The organism is Bradyrhizobium sp. WD16 (genome assembly GCF_024181725.1).
Classification (GTDB): domain Bacteria; phylum Pseudomonadota; class Alphaproteobacteria; order Rhizobiales; family Xanthobacteraceae; genus Bradyrhizobium_A.
In genome coordinates this window covers 5,360,869-5,380,239 of sequence record NZ_CP028908.1, presented here as the reverse complement: position 1 = coordinate 5,380,239, position 19,371 = coordinate 5,360,869, and the positions used below count along the sequence as shown (strand labels likewise).

General features: G+C 65.9%; 19 protein-coding genes. 8 read left to right on the top strand and 11 right to left on the bottom strand.

Translation table 11 applies throughout. The annotated features are described in order from the left end of the window. Positions 1 to 3: 3 nt before the first annotated feature. Together DB459_RS24910 and DB459_RS24905 are read left to right on the top strand one after the other, a co-directional pair. On the top strand, positions 4 to 2,364 hold the full coding sequence (locus DB459_RS24910; RefSeq protein ID WP_253709296.1) for a glycoside hydrolase family 31 protein: 2,361 nt from the start codon (positions 4 to 6) through the stop codon (positions 2,362 to 2,364). 186 nt (positions 2,365 to 2,550) lie between these two features. Beyond that, entirely contained in the window at positions 2,551 to 3,243 is a 693-nt protein-coding gene (locus DB459_RS24905; protein WP_253709293.1) for a 4-carboxy-4-hydroxy-2-oxoadipate aldolase/oxaloacetate decarboxylase, read from the top strand. A 178-nt stretch (positions 3,244 to 3,421) separates the two neighbouring features. Here DB459_RS24905 and DB459_RS27425 read toward each other — a convergent pair whose 3' ends face one another. The 4 genes from DB459_RS27425 to DB459_RS24890 form a co-directional block, all read right to left on the bottom strand. Further along, on the bottom strand, positions 3,422 to 3,550 hold the full coding sequence (locus tag DB459_RS27425; protein WP_256519230.1) for a hypothetical protein: 129 nt from the start codon (positions 3,548 to 3,550) through the stop codon (positions 3,422 to 3,424). Between the two features lie 199 nt (positions 3,551 to 3,749). Further along, complete coding sequence (locus tag DB459_RS24900; RefSeq protein ID WP_253709290.1) at positions 3,750 to 4,646, bottom strand: aldo/keto reductase; 897 nt, start codon at positions 4,644 to 4,646, stop codon at positions 3,750 to 3,752. Between the two features lies 1 nt (position 4,647). After that, positions 4,648 to 5,937, bottom strand: a complete 1,290-nt coding sequence (locus DB459_RS24895) for an NTP/NDP exchange transporter (RefSeq protein ID WP_253709287.1) — start codon at positions 5,935 to 5,937, stop codon at positions 4,648 to 4,650. Next, entirely contained in the window at positions 5,934 to 6,665 is a 732-nt protein-coding gene (locus DB459_RS24890; RefSeq protein WP_253709285.1) for an NADPH-dependent F420 reductase, read from the bottom strand. Before DB459_RS24890 ends, DB459_RS24895 begins: the two co-directional genes overlap by 4 nt. 394 nt (positions 6,666 to 7,059) lie before the next feature. Here DB459_RS24890 and pqqA point away from each other — a divergent pair, with 394 nt between their 5' ends. From pqqA to pqqE, 5 genes are all read left to right on the top strand, one after another. Further along, positions 7,060 to 7,149: a pyrroloquinoline quinone precursor peptide PqqA gene (gene pqqA, locus DB459_RS24885; RefSeq protein WP_253709283.1), complete on the top strand. Its 90-nt coding sequence runs from the start codon at positions 7,060 to 7,062 to the stop codon at positions 7,147 to 7,149. A 180-nt stretch (positions 7,150 to 7,329) separates the two neighbouring features. Continuing rightward, complete coding sequence (gene pqqB / locus DB459_RS24880; RefSeq protein WP_253709281.1) at positions 7,330 to 8,253, top strand: pyrroloquinoline quinone biosynthesis protein PqqB; 924 nt, start codon at positions 7,330 to 7,332, stop codon at positions 8,251 to 8,253. Next, complete coding sequence (gene pqqC / locus DB459_RS24875; RefSeq protein ID WP_253709279.1) at positions 8,250 to 9,020, top strand: pyrroloquinoline-quinone synthase PqqC; 771 nt, start codon at positions 8,250 to 8,252, stop codon at positions 9,018 to 9,020. The genes pqqB and pqqC overlap by 4 nt, the downstream gene beginning before the upstream one ends. After that, complete coding sequence (gene pqqD / locus DB459_RS24870) at positions 9,020 to 9,328, top strand: pyrroloquinoline quinone biosynthesis peptide chaperone PqqD (RefSeq protein ID WP_253709278.1); 309 nt, start codon at positions 9,020 to 9,022, stop codon at positions 9,326 to 9,328. The genes pqqC and pqqD overlap by 1 nt, the downstream gene beginning before the upstream one ends. Continuing rightward, entirely contained in the window at positions 9,325 to 10,521 is a 1,197-nt protein-coding gene (gene pqqE / locus DB459_RS24865; protein ID WP_253709275.1) for a pyrroloquinoline quinone biosynthesis protein PqqE, read from the top strand. The genes pqqD and pqqE overlap by 4 nt, the downstream gene beginning before the upstream one ends. Before the next feature lie 39 nt (positions 10,522 to 10,560). On the opposite strand, the gene DB459_RS24860 is transcribed toward pqqE, so the two are convergent. Both DB459_RS24860 and DB459_RS24855 read right to left on the bottom strand, forming a co-directional pair. Next, entirely contained in the window at positions 10,561 to 11,385 is an 825-nt protein-coding gene (locus DB459_RS24860) for an aldo/keto reductase (protein ID WP_253709272.1), read from the bottom strand. 93 nt (positions 11,386 to 11,478) lie between these two features. Continuing rightward, entirely contained in the window at positions 11,479 to 12,246 is a 768-nt protein-coding gene (locus DB459_RS24855; RefSeq protein WP_253709270.1) for an IclR family transcriptional regulator, read from the bottom strand. Between the two features lie 177 nt (positions 12,247 to 12,423). Here DB459_RS24855 and DB459_RS24850 point away from each other — a divergent pair, with 177 nt between their 5' ends. Continuing rightward, complete coding sequence (locus DB459_RS24850; RefSeq protein ID WP_371926817.1) at positions 12,424 to 13,041, top strand: nuclear transport factor 2 family protein; 618 nt, start codon at positions 12,424 to 12,426, stop codon at positions 13,039 to 13,041. A gap of 6 nt (positions 13,042 to 13,047) precedes the next feature. Here DB459_RS24850 and DB459_RS24845 read toward each other — a convergent pair whose 3' ends face one another. From DB459_RS24845 to DB459_RS24825, 5 genes are all read right to left on the bottom strand, one after another. Further along, positions 13,048 to 13,839 carry an enoyl-CoA hydratase gene (locus DB459_RS24845; RefSeq protein ID WP_253709269.1) on the bottom strand — a complete coding sequence of 264 codons (792 nt, stop codon included), beginning with the start codon at positions 13,837 to 13,839 and terminating at the stop codon, positions 13,048 to 13,050. A 79-nt stretch (positions 13,840 to 13,918) separates the two neighbouring features. Next, on the bottom strand, positions 13,919 to 15,112 hold the full coding sequence (locus DB459_RS24840) for a CaiB/BaiF CoA-transferase family protein (protein WP_253709268.1): 1,194 nt from the start codon (positions 15,110 to 15,112) through the stop codon (positions 13,919 to 13,921). A gap of 42 nt (positions 15,113 to 15,154) precedes the next feature. Then, positions 15,155 to 15,586 (bottom strand): heme-binding protein, encoded by a 432-nt coding sequence (locus DB459_RS24835; protein ID WP_253709266.1) that lies wholly within the window; start codon positions 15,584 to 15,586, stop codon positions 15,155 to 15,157. Positions 15,587 to 15,610: 24 nt separating this feature from the next. Further along, positions 15,611 to 18,571: an FAD-binding and (Fe-S)-binding domain-containing protein gene (locus tag DB459_RS24830; protein ID WP_253709264.1), complete on the bottom strand. Its 2,961-nt coding sequence runs from the start codon at positions 18,569 to 18,571 to the stop codon at positions 15,611 to 15,613. Positions 18,572 to 18,635: 64 nt separating this feature from the next. Further along, positions 18,636 to 19,361 (bottom strand): GntR family transcriptional regulator, encoded by a 726-nt coding sequence (locus DB459_RS24825; protein ID WP_371926816.1) that lies wholly within the window; start codon positions 19,359 to 19,361, stop codon positions 18,636 to 18,638. Between the last annotated feature and the right edge of the window lie 10 nt (positions 19,362 to 19,371).

The window sequence follows — 19,371 nt, the reverse complement described above, 5'->3', positions numbered from 1 at the left end:
CAGATGAAGGCGTTGATCCGCGGGCGCTATTGCGGCCGCGACGGCGGAGCCGCCGTGTTCGAGGTCGGCGAGGGCGCGACGATCGCGCTGCGCATCCTCGAGCATGATGTCGGCCGGGTGACACTGCGACGCCGCAATGGCTATCGCCTCGATCGCGGCTGGTCGGTGGCGCCGGGCGGGGCGGAGCCGCCCTATGAAGGACGGCCGCGCGACGACCTGACTGGCTTCGCCAATCCGGAGATCGCCGTCGAGGAGACCGCGACGACCGTTGTCGTCTCCGCCGCTGGCCTGAGCGCGGAAGTGACGCTGGCGCCGTTTGCGATCGCCTGGCGTCGTGACGGCGATGCGGTGCCGTTCCTTCGCGACCGGTCGACACAGGCTTATTTTCTCTCGAACAAGACCTCGGCCGTCGCACATTTCATGGCGCGTGATCCTGCGGAGCGGCATTACGGTCTCGGCGACAAGGCCGGGCCGCTCGATCGCACCGGACGGCGTTTTGCCATCGACGCCGTCGATCCCTGCGGCTTCGATGCGGAGTTGAGCGATCCGCTGTACAAGATGCTGCCGTTCTTCCTGGTCGACGGTCCGCATGGCGCCCACGGCCTGTTCTACGACAATCTTGCCACCGGTTCGGTCGATTTCGGCTGTACCATCGACAATTACCACGGCCTGTTCCGCTCCTATCGCGCCGATGACGGCGACCTGGATTATTATGTGCTGGCCGGCGCCGGCGCCGGGGACGTCGTGCGCCGCTTCTCGTGGATGACGGGAGGACAGGCCTTTGCCCCGCGCTGGTCGTTCGGATTCGGCTGCACGTCCATGGCGATTGCCGACGCGCCCGATGCCGACCGGCGCATTGCCGAGTTCGTCACTGAGTGCCGTCGCCACGACATCGTCTGCGACAGCTTCCATTTCGGCTCCGGTTACACCTCGATCGGTGCGCGGCGTTACGTCTTCAACTGGAACCGCGACAAGTTTCCCGAACCATCTGCGACCATGGCGCGATTGACGGCGGCCGGGATCCGCCCGGTTGCCAATATCAAACCCTGCCTGCTGGACGATCATCCGCGGCTTGGCGAAGCGCTGGAGAAGGGCCTCCTGGTGAAGGATGGCGTGACCGGGGCGCCGGCGGTGGCGCAATTTTGGGACGGCCTCGGCTATCACGTCGACTTCACCAATCCCGCCGGCCGGCTGTGGTGGCAGACGGGAATAGAGAGCGCGCTGCTCGATCACGGCGTCGTCGCAGTGTGGAACGACAACAACGAGTTCGAGATATGGGACGAGGATGCGGTCTGCGCCGGGGATGGGCGACCGTTTGCCCAGAGTCTGGCGCGGTCGGCGCAGCCGCTGCTGATGACCAAACTCGCCTTCGAGACCCAGTCGCGATGGTCACCGCACAAGCGACCCTATGTCGTCACTCGCGGCGGACCGGCCGGGCTCGCCCGCTACGGCCAGACCTGGTCGGGAGACAACGAGACCGCATGGAAGACACTGCGCTTCAACCTGACGCAGGGTCTCAACATGAGCCTGTCCGGGTTGTTCAATGTCGGCCACGATGTCGGCGGTTTCCACGGACCGAGCCCGACGCCGGAACTGTTCTGTCGTTTCGTCGAATTCTGTGCGCTGTGGCCCCGCATGGTGATGAACTCCTGGAAGGAGGATGGCACCGTCAACCTGCCGTGGATGCACGAGTCCGTGCTGCCGCAGGTTCGGGCGGCAATTGCTCTGCGTTATACGCTGATGCCCTATCTCTATACCCGGATGTGGCGTGCGAGCTGCGACAACGAGCCGGCCATCCGTCCGGTGTTCTGGGACTTTCCGCAGGACGGCGCGGCCGGCGTCATCGACGATGCCTTCATGCTGGGGCCGGACCTGCTGGTCGCGCCGGTGCTGGAGGAGGGCGCCACCCGGCGCAGCGTCCGCCTGCCCATTCACCCGGGCGGGTGGTACGATTGGCATGATGGCACGCATTTCGACGGCGGCTCGGTCGTCACGGTGACGGCGCCGCTCGGACGTCTGCCGATCTTCGCCCGCGCCGGCGCCATGATTCCGATCGCCGAGGCATCGCGCGGTGCCACCGCAGACACGTGCGAGAGACGCACGCTGCTCGTTTTCGGCGAGCCGGTGGAACAGTCGGCCGGCGAATTGTTCGAAGATGACGGCGAGACCGCCGATTGGCGCGCCAACGCCCTTCACCTCACATTTCAGCTTCGGCCCATCGCCGGCTCGCTGGAGCTCACCGCGCGGAGCGACGGCAGCTATCGCCCGGCCTACGACCGCATCGCCGTCAGGCAGCTTGGTGCGAAGCGCGCGTTGACGGTGCGCGCGGGGGAAGCCGCGCTCGCTCTTGCCCCTGAGAAATGACCGGGCTCCGAATGACCGTCGGAGCGTGCGGCAAATGGGGCGGTCGTTCGCAGACGGGACATCAGCCCCGCTTGGGTGCTTCAGATTTCCATTCTGAAACCAACTCGCCCTCCCATGCGGGATGTGCTCGACGACAAGATCGAGACGGCTTAAACAGCGGGCCAAGGTTCAACAGGAGAATTTGCCGTGAAGACAGTGGTCGTCAGGAACATCCCCCGGGCCGACGAGGCCACCATCAAGACGCTGGCGGGCCTCGGCGTGTCGACCGCCCATGAGGCCATGGGCCGTAGCGGCTTGCTGCGCCCCTATATGCGCCCGATCTGGCCCGGCGCCGAGGTGGCCGGCAGCGCGGTCACCGTGCTGGCCCAGCCCGGCGACAACTGGATGCTTCACGTCGCCGTCGAGCAGTGCAAGAAGGGCGACATCCTTGTGGTCGGCTGCACCACCGAGAATACCGACGGCATGTTCGGAGAGCTGCTCGCCACCTCGCTGATCGCACGCGGCGTGGTCGGCCTGATCATCGATGCCGGCTGCCGTGACATCAAGCCGCTGACCCAGCTCAAATTCCCGGTCTGGTCCAAGGCGATTTCGGCCAAGGGCACCGTCAAGGCGACGCTGGGCGCGGTCAATGTCCCGGTGGTCTGCGGCGGTGCGCTGGTGACTCCCGGCGACGTCATCGTGGCCGACGACGACGGCGTGCTGGTGGTGCCGCGCGCGGTCGCCGGCGAGGTGGCGGCCAAGGCGGCGAAACGTCATGCCGACGAGGACGGCAAGCGCAAGCGCCTGGCTTCCGGCGAACTCGGCCTCGACATGTACAACATGCGCGAGCCGCTGCAGAAGGCCGGCCTCGTCTATGTCGACCGTCCGGAAGACGTCTGATCCAGTCTGACGTGACCGATCCTGAAGTCGGCGAACGTCAGGATGCCGTCATGCGCATGGTCATCAGGATGTGTGGGCCAAATCGCGGCTGAAACGACGGACGATTGATCGATACGAATGAAGAAGGCGGCGGGGGAAGGTCCCGGCCGCCTTTTTTCTTTTGCGCGATCGATCCGGCTTACAGCCAGGCGAACGCGGCGCCCGCGCTGCCCGGGATCATGGCGAGCGAGAGCACGAGGTCGATCAGGCAGAACAACGCGAGCGGAAGAAATGGCGTCGGCCTCGACGCCTTGATGGTCTTCGACATCTCGACTCTTTCCTGTTTGACGACGGCGGGCCTTAGGCCTCGTTCTCGTGAAGCTGTTCTCGCCCGGAGGAATTGAGAAATTGCGAAGGGTTCTGCCGGCCGGTGCGCTGTCGTTGAATGATGCGCGACAGGCTTTCCGCCGTCCTAAGGGCAGTGATCCACCGGCAAACGAAACCTTAACGGCGCAGGAGCGCACCGCTCACAAGGCCTCGACAAAGTCCCGCATGCGGCGGCGCTGGGCGGGGTCGGGCAAGGGCCCGCGCATGGCGCCGGCATTGTCGGTCATGTGAGCGGGATCGGCGGTGCCGGGTATGACGGCGGTGACGAGGGCATCGCCGAGCAGATACTTGAGGAAGAACTGCGCCCAGCTGCCGGCGAGCTCGCGCGCCCAGTCCGGCATCTCGCGGCCGTGCACCGCGCGGAACAGGCGGCCGCGTCCGAACGGCAGCGCGGTCAGCACCCCGGCGCCGGCGTCGGCGGCGACGGGGAGCAGGCGCTTCTCGGCTTCGCGATTGTCGATGGAATAGTCGACCTGGACGAAATCGGGCTTCTCGCGCGCCACCACGGCCTCGATCGCCGGCAGGTCGCTGCGGAATGTCGAAGTGATCCCGATATAGCGGCAAAGGCCCTGCGCCTTCCAGTCCCTGAACCGGCCGAGCGACTGGTCGGCCCGGCGGACGTTGTGAAATTGCAGAAGGTCGAGCTTCGCCACCTGCAGGCGCGCCAGCGATCGCTTCAACTCGTCCGGGTCGGGGGCTTCGAGCTTGGAGGCGATGAAGAGCTTGTCGCGCAGGCTGTTGGCGGCGATTACGGCGCCGAGCACTGTCTCGGCGTCGCCATAGGTCGAGGCGGTGTCGACGAGGCGGGCGCCACTGGCGATCAGCGCCTGCAGCACGGCGGCGGTCTTCCGCCGGTTGGCGTCGCTGTCGTTGTCGTAGATGCTGATCGCGGTGCCGAGCCCGACAGCGGGCAGTGCCTCGCCGCCGTGGGGGATGACGCGTTTCAGCACATCGCTGCCGTTCTGCGCCAGCGCTGCCGGGGCGATCAGGGTTGCGACAAGGCCGGCCGCGGCCTTGCGCCTGGTGAGCATCGGCATGTCAGCCTCCTTCGACAGCGACAGGGTCGGACACCGTGGCGGCGCGGCGTTGTTCGGCGCGCCCCAGCGCGGCCGAGAGCCACAGCCAGGCGGCCGCGACCGGAATGGCGCAGAGCGCGATGCCGCCGAGCTTCAGCCCCAGCCCCTGCAAGGCGTCATAGAGCCAGCCGTAGAGTGCGTCCGAGCCGCGATAGACCACCACATCGATCAGGTTCTTCGCCTTGTATTTCTCCTCGCGGCCGACCACGGTAAAGAAGACCTGGCGGGCGGGGTTGGCGACGGCGAAGTTCATCCAGCGCTGCACCACCTGGAGCGTCACGACGACCGCTAGCGTCGGTGCGGCGGCGACAGCAGCGAAACCGACCACATAGACCGCGGGCAGGGCAGCGGCGGCGATCCCTGTGCCGAAGCGCTTGAGAAAGTGCCCGGTGGCGAAAACCTGGGTGGCGAGGCTGAGCAGGCCCACAGCGAGATCGATGCTGGCGAACAATTGGGTTTGGGCGGCGCGGCCGTGCACCGTGGCCGAGACGATGTTGGCCTGGGCGAAATAGGCGATGGTGGCGCTGAAGGAGAGGAGACTGACCCAGGCGGCGATGCCGAGCAGATAGGGCGAATGCAGCAACTCCGGCAGCGCGGCGAAGGCGCCGCCGCCGATCCGCGGCGGCGCCTTCGCCTGCCCACTACCGCTTGCATGGTGATCGAGGCGATGGACGCAGAACACCGCGATCTCGAGGAACAAGGCGGCGACGATCAACAGGTTGGTCGGCCCGAGCGGGGCGGACAGGCCGATGGTGATCGCCGGCCCGAGCAGGGCGCCGGCGGTGCCGCCGGCACCGATGAAGCCGAACAGCCGTTTGCCCTGCTCGGAGGTGAAGAGGTCCGCCATGAAGGACCAGAACACCGCCACGGCGAACAGGTTGAACACGCTGACCCATACGAAGAACACCCGCGCTACGGTCACCTCGAAGATACCGAGGCTGAGTAGCAGCCAGAACGCGGCCAGGTTCAGCACGAAGAAGTGGTAGACGAGGGTGATGAAGGTGGCGCGCGGCAGCCTGGCCACCAGCCAGCCATAGAGCGGCTGGGCGAGAAGCAGTGAGACGAAGGTGGCGGTAAACAGCCAGGGCAGGCTGCGTACACCGCCCGCAATGCCCATCTGGTCGCGCAGCGGCCGAAGCACGTAATAGCCGGCGAGCAGCACGAAGAAATAGGCGAAGGACCACAACGCCGCCGCCCGCTCCTGGGGCGTCGAAGGCGCGGCGTGCTGCAGCAAGGTATCCCAGCGCGTCATTGCGGAAGCGATAGCTTCTGTCTGAGTTCGGCGGCGCTGACCTGCTGGCCATACCCGGGCGCCCCCCGCTGGAATCGGCGGGCCTCGGCAAGCTTGCCGACCACCACCGGGTCGAAGCCGGCGTCGCGAACCAGCGTCGCCGCCGTGCGGACCGCATCGTCGTCGTCACCGGCGATCGGGATGGCGAGGCGCGGCGGCGTCCGGTTCGCCTCGCGGGCGAAGATCATGTAGGGCTTGGTGTTGAAGGCGCGGACGAGGCGCGTATCCGGCAGATATTTCTGCGAGGTGAGACCGGTGCCGCTACGCTCGGCCTCTTCGGCGATGGTGCCGTCCCGGCTCGCTACGGCATTGGTGGCGTCGAGGACGATCTTGCCCTTGAGCGCGCCGGCATAATCCTTGCCGATCTGTGGCAGCGCGCCATAGGGCACGGCGACGAAGATAATGTCACCGAAGGCGATCGCCTCGGCGACCGTTCCTGCCCGCGCCAGTGCGCCAAGGCCACCGACGATATCCTTCAACTCCTCCGGATGGCGCGATGAGAACAGCACCGGATGGCCGGCCTTGACCCACAACCCGCCGATGGTGCCGCCGATATGCCCCGATCCGATCACGCCGATCTTCAGCGGCGACTGGGTTCCGCTCTGGGCAGCGGCAAGACCTGGGCAAAGCAGCATCGTCATGCCGAGCAGGGCGCAGCCATTCAGCAGCCGGCGACGATCAATGTGCATGACGTGCTCTCCGAACTCGGAGCTTCAAATCTACCACGCGTAAAGTCCTCGGCACGGCGGGGCTCCCACACAATTGATCCCGCCCACCGATGTTCGCGCACTGCCGCCAGGGCAGTCTCCGAGCAGGCACGATTTGACCAGGAGGGAAGGGGCTTTTGACCAGGAGGGAACTCGCGCTCATTGATCTCCACTGTTGCGCAGCGGAAGCTCCTGCGATTGCGCAGCAAGTGCTGCTAACCTGATGTTGCGACGCGAGAAAACCGCAAACAAAAAAACGACAAAGAGAGTTCGAAAACGCCTCCGTGAGCTTCCCATTTCTGTTTCTGTTGCTATATGATTTGGGTACTTGGACATTGCGCCTCTTAAGAGCGCGTTGAAAGCGGGAGAAACGCAGATGACGAAAGCGTCCTGGAACGCACCTAAAATCGTTGAAGTGTCGGTGGGCCTCGAAATCAACATGTATGCCTGCGCGGTTCGCAAATAACCACGCCGTTCTAACAAACGTTACACAGGAGAGGTGCTGACTGAGCGCTAACATTTAGCGCTCTCGGCACCTTTTTTCTTTCGGCCCATGTCTCTTTCGGCCCATGTCTTCCATTCGGCCTACTGTCTTCCTTTCGCCCTGTAACGCGGTGGCCTCCTCGGCTGCCGGAAAGTTTGAACGATGCGCGTGATCGTCCTAGGCGCCGGGGCAGGCGGCGGCCTGCCACAATGGAACTGCGGCTGCGAGCGTTGTACGGCGGCGCGAGCGGATCTGAGCCTGCAGCGAACCCAGACATCGTTGGCCGTGAGCGTGGACGATCGGAACTGGTTCCTGATCAATGCCGCGCCCGATCTGCGGCAGCAATTGAATGCGACGCCGCGCCTGCATCCGCCGTCGGGCCAGTTGCGCGGCAGCCCGGTGGCGGGCGTGATCCTGACCAATGCCGAGGTGGATGCCGTGACGGGGCTCCTCGCCATGCGCGAAGGGCAGCCGTTCGCGATCTACGCCCATCCGCAGGTGCTCGCTATCCTCCAGAGCAATTCCATCTTCAATGTGCTCGATGCCGCCAAGGTGCCGCGCATTCCACTGGCGCTAGAGCAGGCGTTCGAGCCGCGTCTGCCGGACGGAAGCCCCTCGGGTCTCGAGGTGACGGCCTTCGCGGTGCCTGGCAAGGGGGCGTGGTATCTCGAGGGCGTTAATCATCCGACCTGGACGGAAGGCGAGGGCGACTGCATTGGATTGCGGATCGCGTCCAAAGCCGACGGACACGCGTTCTTCGTGATCGCCGGCAGCGCCAGCGTTCCCGATGACCTCAAGCGTCGCATCGCCGGCGCCGAGCTGGTGTTTTTCGACGGAACGCTGTGGCGCGATGACGAAATGATCAGGGCCGGCATGGGCGCCAAGACGGGGCGCCGCATGGGTCATATCTCGATGGGCGGTCCTGACGGCACCATCGCCGAACTCGCCAACCTCGGCATCCGCCGCAAGGTCTTTGTGCACATCAACAACTCGAATCCGGTGTGGCTGGCGGGCTCGCCAGAGCGCGACCAGGTCATGGCGGCGGGATGGGAAATCTTGGCTGACGGCAGGGAGATCGTGTTGTGACCAGAATGACGGCTTTTTCGCTCAATCCGGAAGTTCCGCTGGAGTCCGCAGACGCGATGGAAGAGCGGCTGCGCTATATCGGCGCGACGCGCTACCATAACCTGCATCCGTTCCATGGCCTGCTCCATGGCGGCAAGCTCAATAAGGGCCAGGTCCAAGCCTGGGCGCTGAACCGCTACTATTATCAGTGCATCATTCCGATCAAGGATGCGGTTGTGATGTCGCGCTTCAGCGATCGTGCCATTCGCCTCGAATGGCGGCACCGGATCGAGGATCACGACGGCGAGAAGGGCGACGAGGGCGGCATCGCGCGCTGGCTCAGGCTGACCGACGGCCTTGGCCTTGATCGCGCCTATGTGAAGTCCACCGAGGGAATCCTGCCGGCGACGCGCTTCGCCGTGGAGGCCTACGTGCATTTCGTCCGCGACCGCTCGCCGCTGGAGGCGATCGCATCCTCGCTGACAGAACTGTTTGCGCCGGGCATCCACCAGGAGCGGATCACCGGCATGCTGGAGCATTACGACTTCATCAAGGATCGACCGGAGGTCATGGCCTATTTCCGCCGCCGTCTCGACCAGGCGCCGCGCGACGCCAATTTCGCCCTGGATTACGTTCGCCGCAATGCAACGACGCCGGCCGAGCGCGAGGCGGTGTGCAACGCGCTGCTGTTCAAGACCAACGTCTTGTGGGTCCAGCTCGACGCCCTACATCATGCCTATGTGGACGGCCAGATCCCGCCGGGCGCTTTCGTTCCGGAGGGGCGCTGATGGCACCCCGCCAGCAGTTCACCCTGACCGAGGATAGCCGGCCGATGCTGCCGCGCCACACGCGCCTGCGCTTCGACGAGACGCGGCAACGCTGGGTGATCCTCGCCCCGGAACGGGTGCTGGCGCCGGACGAGACCGCGGTGGAGGTTTTACAGCTCTGTGACGGCGAGCGTCGCGTCGCGGAGGTGGTCGATACGTTGGCGGCGAAATACGCCGCCGACCGGGATGTGATCGCGGCCGATGTTATCTCCATGCTTGGCGATCTCGCCGACAAGGGCTTTCTGATCGAGCGGAGCGCTTCTTCATGAGCGAAGATCTGCAGGAAGAAACCAGTGTGCAGATGGGCGACGACGCCCTTGCGGTGCTCGAACCGTCGGCCAGGGCGCAGAGCTTCGGGATTCCGCTGGCGGTGCTGGCCGAACTGACCCATCGCTGTCCGCTGCAATGTCCCTACTGCTCCAATCCTTTGGAGCTGGAGCGTGCGGCGAGCGAACTGAGCACCGATGAATGGCGGCGGGTTTTCGACGAACTCGCGGAACTCGGCGTCCTGCAGATTCACCTGTCGGGCGGGGAGCCCACAGTGCGCAAGGATCTCACCGAGCTGGTCGCCCATTGCAGCAAGGTCGGGCTCTATTCCAACCTGATCACTTCGGCGGTGCTGCTGACCAAGGACAAGCTGTCGGCGCTCGCCGATGCGGGGCTTGGTCATGTCCAAATCAGCTTCCAGGGCAGCGAGGCGCCGACGGGCGACCGGATCGCCGGTCATGCCGGGGCGCACGGCCGCAAGCTGGAAGCAGCGCGCTGGACGCGTGAGCTCGGCCTGTCGCTGACGGTCAACGCTGTCATGCATCGCCAGAACCTGCATCAGCTGCAAGACATGATCGCCATGGCCGTGGAGCTCGGCGCCGACCGGATCGAGGTCGCCAACGTGCAGTATTACGGCTGGGCGCTGAAGAACCGCGCCGCCCTGATGCCGACAGTCGAGCAGCTCGACGAGGCGACCAGAATCGTCGAGGAGGCGAGGACGCGGCTCAAGGGCGTGCTCGCGATCGACTACGTGATCCCGGACTATTACGCCTTGCGCCCCAAGAAGTGCATGGGCGGCTGGGGCCGGCAGTTCTTCAACATCTCGCCGAGCGGCAAGATCCTGCCGTGTCACGCCGCGGAGACCATTACCGGGCTACATTTCGACTCGGTGCGCGGCAATCGCTCGATCGCCTGGATCTGGCAGAATTCGGATGCGCTCAATCGCTACCGCGGCACGGCGTGGATGCCGTCGCCGTGCCGGGAATGCGAATACAAGGAGATCGATTTCGGCGGCTGCCGCTGCCAGGCCTTTGCCCTGGCCGGCGACGCTGGCGCGACCGATCCCGCCTGCGGGTTCTCGCCGCTCCATGAGGCCGTCTTCCACACCGCGGAGACTGAGGCGGCGGCTCAGTCCGATCGCTTCATCTATCGCGACTTCGCCGGCGGGCGGCTCGAATCCGACAAGGACGACTGAGCGGCGCGCCCTTGGGCGACGTCGCTCCGTCGAGATCCCTCAAGCAATGTCCCAGCGCGGGGCGAAGGCCGGGTTGACGAAGCGCTGGTCCTTGGGCAGGCCGGCGATGACACGGCGGTCCGCCTCGTCGAGGGCGATGGCGAAGGCGTCGAGATTGGCCTTCTGGCTTTCGCGCCGTCCGGCCTTGGGGATGGCGGCGACACCGTCCTGATCCAGCGCCCATTTCAGGGCGACCTGGGCCGGCGTCGCGCCGTGCTTGCGGGCGATGGCGGCGAGCTCGGCATGGTCGGCGAGTCGGCCCTGGGCCAGCGGCGCATAGGCGACCAGCGGGATGGAGTTGGCGGCGAGGTAGCGCCGGACCGGGCTCTGGTCGAGCAGCACGTGATATTCGATCTGGTTGCAGGCGATCGGCGCACCGATCTCCTCGACGGCCTGTCGGAGCAGCGGCACGGTGAAATTGGCCACGCCGAGGGCGCGGATGCGGCCTTCGTCGCGCAGTTGCATCAGTGTGTCGAGCGCGGGGCCGAGCTTCATGCCGGGAACCGGCCAGTGCACCAGATAGAGATCCGCATGATCGAGCCGCAGCTTGTCAAGGCTCGCGGCGAGCGCCGCGCGGATTGTCTGCGGCTCGAGATGATCATGCCAGGCTTTGGTGGTGACGAAGACCTCGCCGCGTGGAACGCCGCTGGACGCCAGCGCAGCGCCGACGGCGTCCTCATTGGCATACATCTCCGCGGTGTCGATGTGACGATAGCCGAGGGCGAGGGCGCTCTCGACGGCGCGGCGGCAGTTCTCGCCGGTGAGGCGAAAGGTGCCGAGGCCGAGCTTGGGCATGGTCACGCCTTGGGTGGTCAAGGTCTGCATGGGGGCGTCCTTGCTGAAGAGGTTGGGAATGGTGCGCCGGCCACTCAATCCGCCGAGACGATAACGGTTCGTCCACGGTGCCCGTCTAGAGGCTCAATTCCGGGCGGCAATGGTTTCCGCAAGGGTCGCCGCCGCCGAGGCGAGGAGCTGGCGGAACTCGGCATCACGCTCCGGGCTGTAGCGGCCATTCGGGATGGCGAGGTTGAGCGCGCCGAAATAGCGGCCTTGATGCTCCACCGCCGTGGCGATGCCGGTGATGCCCGGCGTGAATTCATCGCGCGAATAGGCGAAGCCTGCGGTGCGCGCCGTGGTCACCTGTTCGCGCAGCACCCGCTTGGAGGTGATGGTCGACGGCGTCACCGCGTCAAAGCGGATCTGGCGCAGGTAGTCGTCGAATTCCGGCGCCGGCAGCCGCGCCAGCGTCATCTTGCCGCTTGAGATGGCGTAAAGCGGCGCGCGGCCACCGACCTTCATGGTGTAGGTCAGCGCCCTCGTGCTGGTCGCCACCGCGATGGCTTCGACCGCATCGCCCTTGCGGACATAGAACGCCGAACTCTCGTTCAATTCGCTGGTGATCTCGCGCAGGAAAGATTCCGCCAGATTGGCGATCGGCGGCGGCGCCAGGGTCTCGGCGAGACTGCGCACCATGCAACCGAGACGATAGCGGTCCGTCACAGGGTCCTGTTCGAGGTAGCCGCGCGCCAGAAGGTTGTTGAGCAGGTGAAACAGGCTGCTGCGCGGGATGCCGAGATCAATCAGCATTTCCGAGAACGAGGGGCGTTCGGGCGCATGACCGACATATTCGAGGATGTCGAGGGTGCGGTCGGCCGACTTGACAGAAGATGAGGGGTCAGGTTTCATTTTGAGAACCAGTTTACATTCTGAAACTACCGCCTTCGGCCCGGTTTGTCCAGTGCCGCCGAGTTGAAGTTCGGCCGCCGGGACGCCGGGCTGAATCCTGGCAAGATCAAGATTGTGAGGCTGCTGTTATCCTTACGCCCGCATGGCGGCGGGGACGGCGAGCTTGGGAGGACGAACATGACCATCGACGCCATCACCGTCGAGAAGCTGGCGATCCGGGAATTGATCGAGAATTGGGCGGTCTGGCGCGATGCCGGCGACTGGGACCGCTTCGCCACGGTCTGGACCGATGACGGCTGGATGTCGGCGACCTGGTTTCAGGGGCCGGCGCTGGACTTCATCCGCGTCAGTCGTGAGGGCTGGGACAAGGGCGTCAGCATCCTGCATTTTCTCGGCGGCAGCAGCATCGAGATCAGCGGCGCCCGGGCGATCGCTCAGACCAAGATGACCATTTCACAGCGGGCTCGGGTGCACGGCGTCGAATGCGACGTCGTCTGCACTGGCCGCTTCTTCGACTTTCTGGAAAAACGCGTCGGCAAATGGGGCGTGGTGCGTCGCCAGCCGATCTACGAGAAAGACCGGCTCGATCCGATCGATCCGGCCGCACAGCTCAAGCTCGACGCCGACAAGCTGGCCCAATTCCCGGTGGGCTACCGCCACCTCGCCTATATCCAGGAGGAGATCGGCTACAAGGTGAAGCGCGACATGCCGGGCCTCAAGGGCCCGGAAGTCGAGGTGCTCTATGGCGAAGGACGCGAATGGCTGGCGTCATCGCCGAAGCCCGGCCGGGCTTGAGGACGATCAGCGTCCTTCAAATTGCGGCTTGCGCTTCTCGAGGAACGCTTTGCGGCCTTCCTCGTAGTCGCGGCTCCTGAAACAAGCATCGACCATGGCGTCGCTGGTTGCGAGGTCGCGCCGGCTCTCGTCCTTGAGCAGTTCGCCGGCGGTGAATTTGATGGCGTCGATGGTCATCGGTGCATTGGCCGAGATCATACCGGCGTAATCGCGCACATAGTCTTCGAGCCTATCGGCCGGAACCACGCGGTTGACGAGACCCATCTGCAGCGCCTCGGCGGCATCGAACTGGCGGGCGGTGAAGAAGATCTCCTTCGTGAAGGAGGCGCCGACGATGTCCATCAGCCGCTTCACGCCGGGATGGGCATAGCCAAGGCCGAGCTTGGCAGCCGGCACGGCGAAGCGGGAATTATCGGAGGCGATGCGCAGATCGCAGCAGCTGGCAAGACCCATGCCGCCGCCGATGCAGTAGCCGCGGATCATGGCGATGGTCGGCTTCTTGAAATCGTGGACCGCGGCATAGCCGCGCTCGACGGCCTCGTTATAGGTCCTGACCGCGTCCTTCGAGGCGCGCTCCTCGCCAAACTTGGAAATATCGGCGCCCGAGACGAAGGCCTTGCCGCCGGCTCCGGTCAGCACGACGACGCGCACCTCCGGATCCTTGTCGAAGCCGTGGAGGATGTCGACGCAGCCGCGCCACATGTCGAGCGAGACGGCATTGTGTCGCTCGGGATTGTTGAAGATCACATAGCCGACGCCATTGTCCTTGCGCGACAGCATCTTGTCGGTTTTCGTCATGCTTCTCCGTCCTGTCGTCTCGTCGGTGTGTTTGTTCGAGGGCTGTCAGGGCCGTCGCGGGCCGAGGCAGGCAATGGGGTCAGACGATATCGGCGGCCTTCAGCTCGGCGAGCTCCTGCGGGCTGAAACCGAATTCGCCGAGGATCTCGTCGGTATGCTCGCCGATTTCCGGCGGCCGCGCCGCCATGCGGCTCGGTGTCCGCGACAGCGTCACCGGCTGGCCAAGGAGGCGGAGCGGCCGGCCTTCCGGATTGGGCACGTCCTGGGCGATGCCGAGATGCTGTACCTGGGCATCGGCGAACATCTGGTCGACGCTGTAGATCGGTCCGCAGGGCACTCCGGCGGCGTTGAGGATGTCAACCCATTTGGCCGTGGAGTGCTGCAGGGTGCGCTCCTCGATGGCGGCATTGAGCGGATCGCGGTGCTGCGAGCGGCCGAGGTTGGTGGCGTAGCGCGGATCGCTGAGGAGTTCTGGAGCCTCGATCGCCGTGACCAGCCGTTCCCAGATCCTCTGGCCGGTGGTCGCGATGTTGATGTAGCCGTCCGCGGTCTTGAACACACCGGTCGGAATGCTGGTCGGATGATTGTTGCCGGCCTGGCCCGGCACTTCCTTGTGCACCAGCCAGCGCGCGGCCTGGAAGTCCAGCATGAAGATCTGCGCCTGCAGCAGCGAAGTCTGCACCCATTGGCCTTCACCGGAGACCTCGCGTTCGAGCAGCGCGGTGAGGATGCCCATGGCGCAGAACAGGCCGGCGGTGAGGTCCGCAACCGGAATGCCGGCGCGCATCGGCCCCTGGCCCGGCGCGCCGGTGATCGACATCAGCCCGCCCATGCCCTGGGCGATCTGGTCGAAGCCGGGGCGCATGCGATAGGGCCCGTCCTGGCCGAAGCCGGAGATACTGGCATAGACGAGGCGCGGGTTGACGGCGCGCAGGCTGTCGTAATCGATGCCGAGCCGCGCCTTGACGTCGGGACGGAAATTCTCGACCACGACATCGGCCTTGGCAGCGAGGCGCATGAACACCGCGTGACCGCGCGGGTCCTTGAGATTGAGCGTCATAGCCCGCTTGTTGCGATGCAGGTTCTGGAAGTCGGCACCGTGGCGCGGCCCGCCGGGCTGTTCGGAATCGTCGACTTCGGCCGGAGCCTCGATCTTGATGACATCGGCGCCCCAGTCGGCGAGCTGGCGCACTGCCGTGGGACCGGACCGGATCCGCGTCAGGTCCAGCACCGTGAAGCGTGACAGCGCTTGTGACGTGTGCGGAATGGTCATGCGGATCTCGGTCCCAGGGCGGGGAGCAGGTGGTGCCGGCGATCAGCCGGCATTGGCCTTCAGGCCGGCGGCCTCGACCCCGGCAACGGCGCTGATCTCGTCGTTGTCGGAGGTGTCGCCGCTGACGCCGACCGCGCCGATCACCATGCCATTGGCATCCTCGATCAGCACACCGCCCGGCACCGGCACGAGGGCGCCGCGCGCCATGGTGTTGATCGCGTCGACGAAATAAGGCTGCTCGGTGGCGCGGCGGAAGATTGCGCGCGAGCCGATGCCGAGCGCCAGCGCCCCATAGGCCTTGCCGTGGGCGATCTCGCTGCGCATCAGGCTGGTATTGTCCTGAACCAGGGTCGCCTTGGTGCTGCCGCGGGCATCGAGCACGACCACGGCCAGCGGCTTGAAATTGCGTTCGCCGGCGGTCTTCAGCGCGGTGGTGGCGATGGTGAGCGCGGCATCGAGGGTGAGCGTCGTCATGGCGGTGTCTCTTCTGGTTGGAGTTCAAGTAGCGGACGGGTGGGCGCGGTCGAGGCTGAGCGCGAGAACCTGCGCGACGTGCAGGGCCTCGCGTCCGGCGCCGTCCCGGATCTGGTGGCGGCAAGAGGTGCCATCGGCGACCACCAGCGTCTCGGCCGCGGCCTTGCGCACCGCGGGCAGTAGTGCCTGTTCGGCCATCGCGATCGAGACGTCGTAGGTCTCGGCACCATAGCCGAACGCGCCAGCCATGCCACAACAGCTTGATTCGATCACCTCGACCTCGAGCTCCGGCACGAGGCGCAGGACCTGTGCCACGGAGCCGAACGCATCGAAGGATTTCTGGTGGCAATGGCCGTGCAGCAGGGCGTGGCCGGTGATCGGGCCGAGCGGCAGCGACAGTCGCCCGGCGGCGGCCTCGTGGGCGAGAAACTCCTCGAACAATACTGCGGCGCCGGCGAGGCGGACCGCATCATCGTCGCGGCGCAGCGACAGCAGTTCGTCGCGCAATGTCAGAAGACAGCTCGGCTCGAGGCCGATGACCGGAATGCCGCGGGCGACGAACGGCGTGAAGGCGTCGACCAAGCGGTCGAGTTCGTGCCTTGCCTGATCAATCATGCCGGCGGACAGGAACGTGCGGCCGCAGCACAGATTGCCTCTGCCGTCACGTGGGCGCGGCAGGTGCACGCGATAGCCGGCGGCGGTGAGGACGCGCAGCGCCGCGTCCATGTTCTCGCGCTCGAAGGCGCGGTTGAAGGTGTCGGCGAACAGCACGACCTCACGGCCGTCAACGGGCCCCACGTCGGCCGCAGCCTCGAACGTGTCAGCGCGCCAGTGCGGCAGGTCCCGCCGGGCGCTGAAGCCGGTGATCTTCTCGGCAACAGTGCGGAGCAGGGGAATCTTGTTGCGCAGGTTCGCGAGCGGGGCGAAGCGCGCCAGAACCGGCGCGTAACGCGGCAGATAGGCGATCAGCCGGCCGCGCAGGGACAGCCCGCGCCGGCGCAGCCGCGCCGCCAGCACCTCGATCTTCATCTTCGCCATGTCGACGCCGGTCGGGCATTCGCGGCGGCAGGCCTTGCACGAGACGCACAGGTTCAGCGTCTCCATCATCTCGTCGGACGCGAGGGCGTCTGGGCCGAACTGGCCGGAGATGGCGAGGCGCAGGGTGTTGGCGCGACCGCGGGTGACGTCCCGCTCGTTGCGGGTCGCGCGATAGGACGGGCACATCACGCCGCCCTCGAGCTTGCGGCAGGCGCCGTTGTTGTTGCACATCTCGACCGCGCCCTGGAATCCGCCGGCAGCGCCGGGCCAGGCCGACCAGTCGAGCAAGGTCTTGAAGTCCTCGATTTTGTAATCCGGCGGATAGCGGAACAGGCTGCGGTCGTCCATTCGCGGCGGATCGACGATCTTGCCGGGGTTCAGGAGGTTGTCCGGGTCGAAACGGTGTTTGACCTCGGAAAACGCCTGCACAAGGCGCTCGCCGAACATCGCCGCGTGAAATTCCGATCGGACGATGCCGTCGCCATGCTCGCCGGAATGCGAGCCCTTGTACTCACGGATCATGGCGAACGCTTCCTCGGCGATGGCGCGCATCGCCTTGACGTCCTTGTCGAGCTTGAGGTTGAGCACCGGGCGGACATGCAGGCAGCCCTCGGAGGCATGGGCATACATGGTCGGCCGCGTGCCGTGGCGCTCGAACAGGGCGTTGAGACGGGCGGTATAGTCGGCGAGATGGGCGAGGGGGACGGCGCAGTCCTCGACGAAGGAGACCGGCTTGCCCTCCTGCTTCATCGACATCATCACGTTGAGGCCGGCGGCGCGGAAATCGGCGATGCTTGCCTGCAGCGCGGGATCGACCACCTCGACGACGCCGCCCCAGCGCCGCACCGGCTGGTCCCAGCCGAAGCCGAGATCGCCCATCAGCTCGCCAAGCAGCTTGAGCTTGCGCAGATCGGCGGCCTGGTCCTCCTCGGCGAATTCGACCACCAGCAGCGCGTCGGGATCGCCGCGCACGGCGGCTTCGATGGTCGGGCGGAACATGGCGATGTCGCGCCCCAGGCCGATCATGGTGCGGTCGACAAGTTCGACGGCGATGGGCTTCAGCTTCACCAGGTGCTGGGTGGCGTCCATCGCCTCGTGGAAGCTGCCGAAATGGCAGATGCCGAGGACCTTGTTGCGGATCAGCGGCCACAGCTTGAGCTCGACGCGGGTGGTGAAGGCGAGGGTGCCTTCGGAGCCCACCAGCAGATGGGCGAGGTTGTTGCCGGCCGCGTTCGGCACCAGCGCATCGAGATTGTAGCCGCCGACCCGGCGTTGCACCTTGGGAAAGCGCGCGGCGACCTCGTCTGCCTCGCGCGCCCCGAGCGCCAGCAGGTCGCGGACCAGCGCCTGGCCCGGCGCCTCCGTATTGCGCCGCGCAACCTCCGGCGTGACGGTGGCGAAGCGCAACTGCGTGCCGTCGGCCAGCGCCGCCTCGAGCGCCACGGTGTTGTCCCGCATGGTGCCGTAGCGCAGCGAGCGGCCACCGCAGGAATTGTTGCCGGCCATGCCGCCGATGGTCGCCCGCGAGGCGGTCGAGACGTCGACCGGAAACCACAAGCCGTGCGGCCTGAGCCTGCGGTTGAGATCGTCGAGCACGATGCCCGGCTCTACCGTGCAGGTTCGGGCCTCGGTATCGAGCGATCGCACGCGGTTGAGGTGCTTGGAGACGTCGATGACAAGGCCGTCATTGATGGTCTGGCCGCATTGCGAGGTGCCGCCGCCGCGCGGCGTCACTTTGCGACCGGCCTCGCGGGCGATGGCAAGCGTCCGCAGCGCCTCGTCCATGGTCCGCGGCACCACCACGCCCGCCGGCATGATCTGGTAGAATGAGGCGTCGTTGGCGTAGCGGCCGCGATCAAAGCGGTTGAACCTCACCTCGCCGGTAATTTCGGCGGCGAGACGGCGTGCCAGGACGGCATCGTCGCTGCGTGGGCCGGTATCAGCCACGGCGTCCGCTCCGCTCTCCGCTGCTTTGCATTCCAATCCGCCGCATTGCGAGATGATTTTGCATTCAAATGGCCGGTGCCGGTTCCGCCGCAGTGCCGGGTATGGTCCCGCCGGTGCGTTCGGCGAGATGGCTGCAGACCGCTTCGCATTTGCGCTGCATGTGGTCGAACATCAAGAGCCCCAGTTCACCGCCGGCACGACGGCGGAGCGCGTCGATCATGCCCTCGTGCTCGCGCATGGCGTCGCTCAGCCGGTCGCCGGAGCCGAGATTGGCGCTGTAGCGGAGCTGCCGGACGACGGCATTGAGCTTGGCGTAATGGGAGCTGAGGATCGGGTTGTTGGCGGCGTCGATGATCGCCTTGTGGATTTGCTGGTTGAGGCGGAAATAGTCGGCGAGCTCCCGGCGCAGGTAGTGGGTGTACATTTCCAGGTGCATGCGCTCGATCTCGGTCGCGGCCAGGTCGCTGATGCGGGCGCAAGCGAGGCGGCCGGCGACGAAATCGAGCCCGGCGATGACCTCGAACAGGCTGCGGATGTCCTTTTCGGTGAACTGGCGGATGCGGGCGCCGCGATTGGGCAGGAGCTCGATCAGGCCCTCGGCGGCCAGCACCTTGAGGGCCTCGCGGAGCGGCGTGCGGGAAATGCCGAAGCGCTCGCACAATTCTCGCTCCGGGATGCGGGCGCCGGGCGCGAGTTCGCCCTCGACGATGAAGTCGCGCAACTGGCCGAGCACGTCCGCGTGCAATGATGCGGGTGTGCCGTCGACGAGGCTGAGCGCCGTACTGGTCAAGACGAACCTC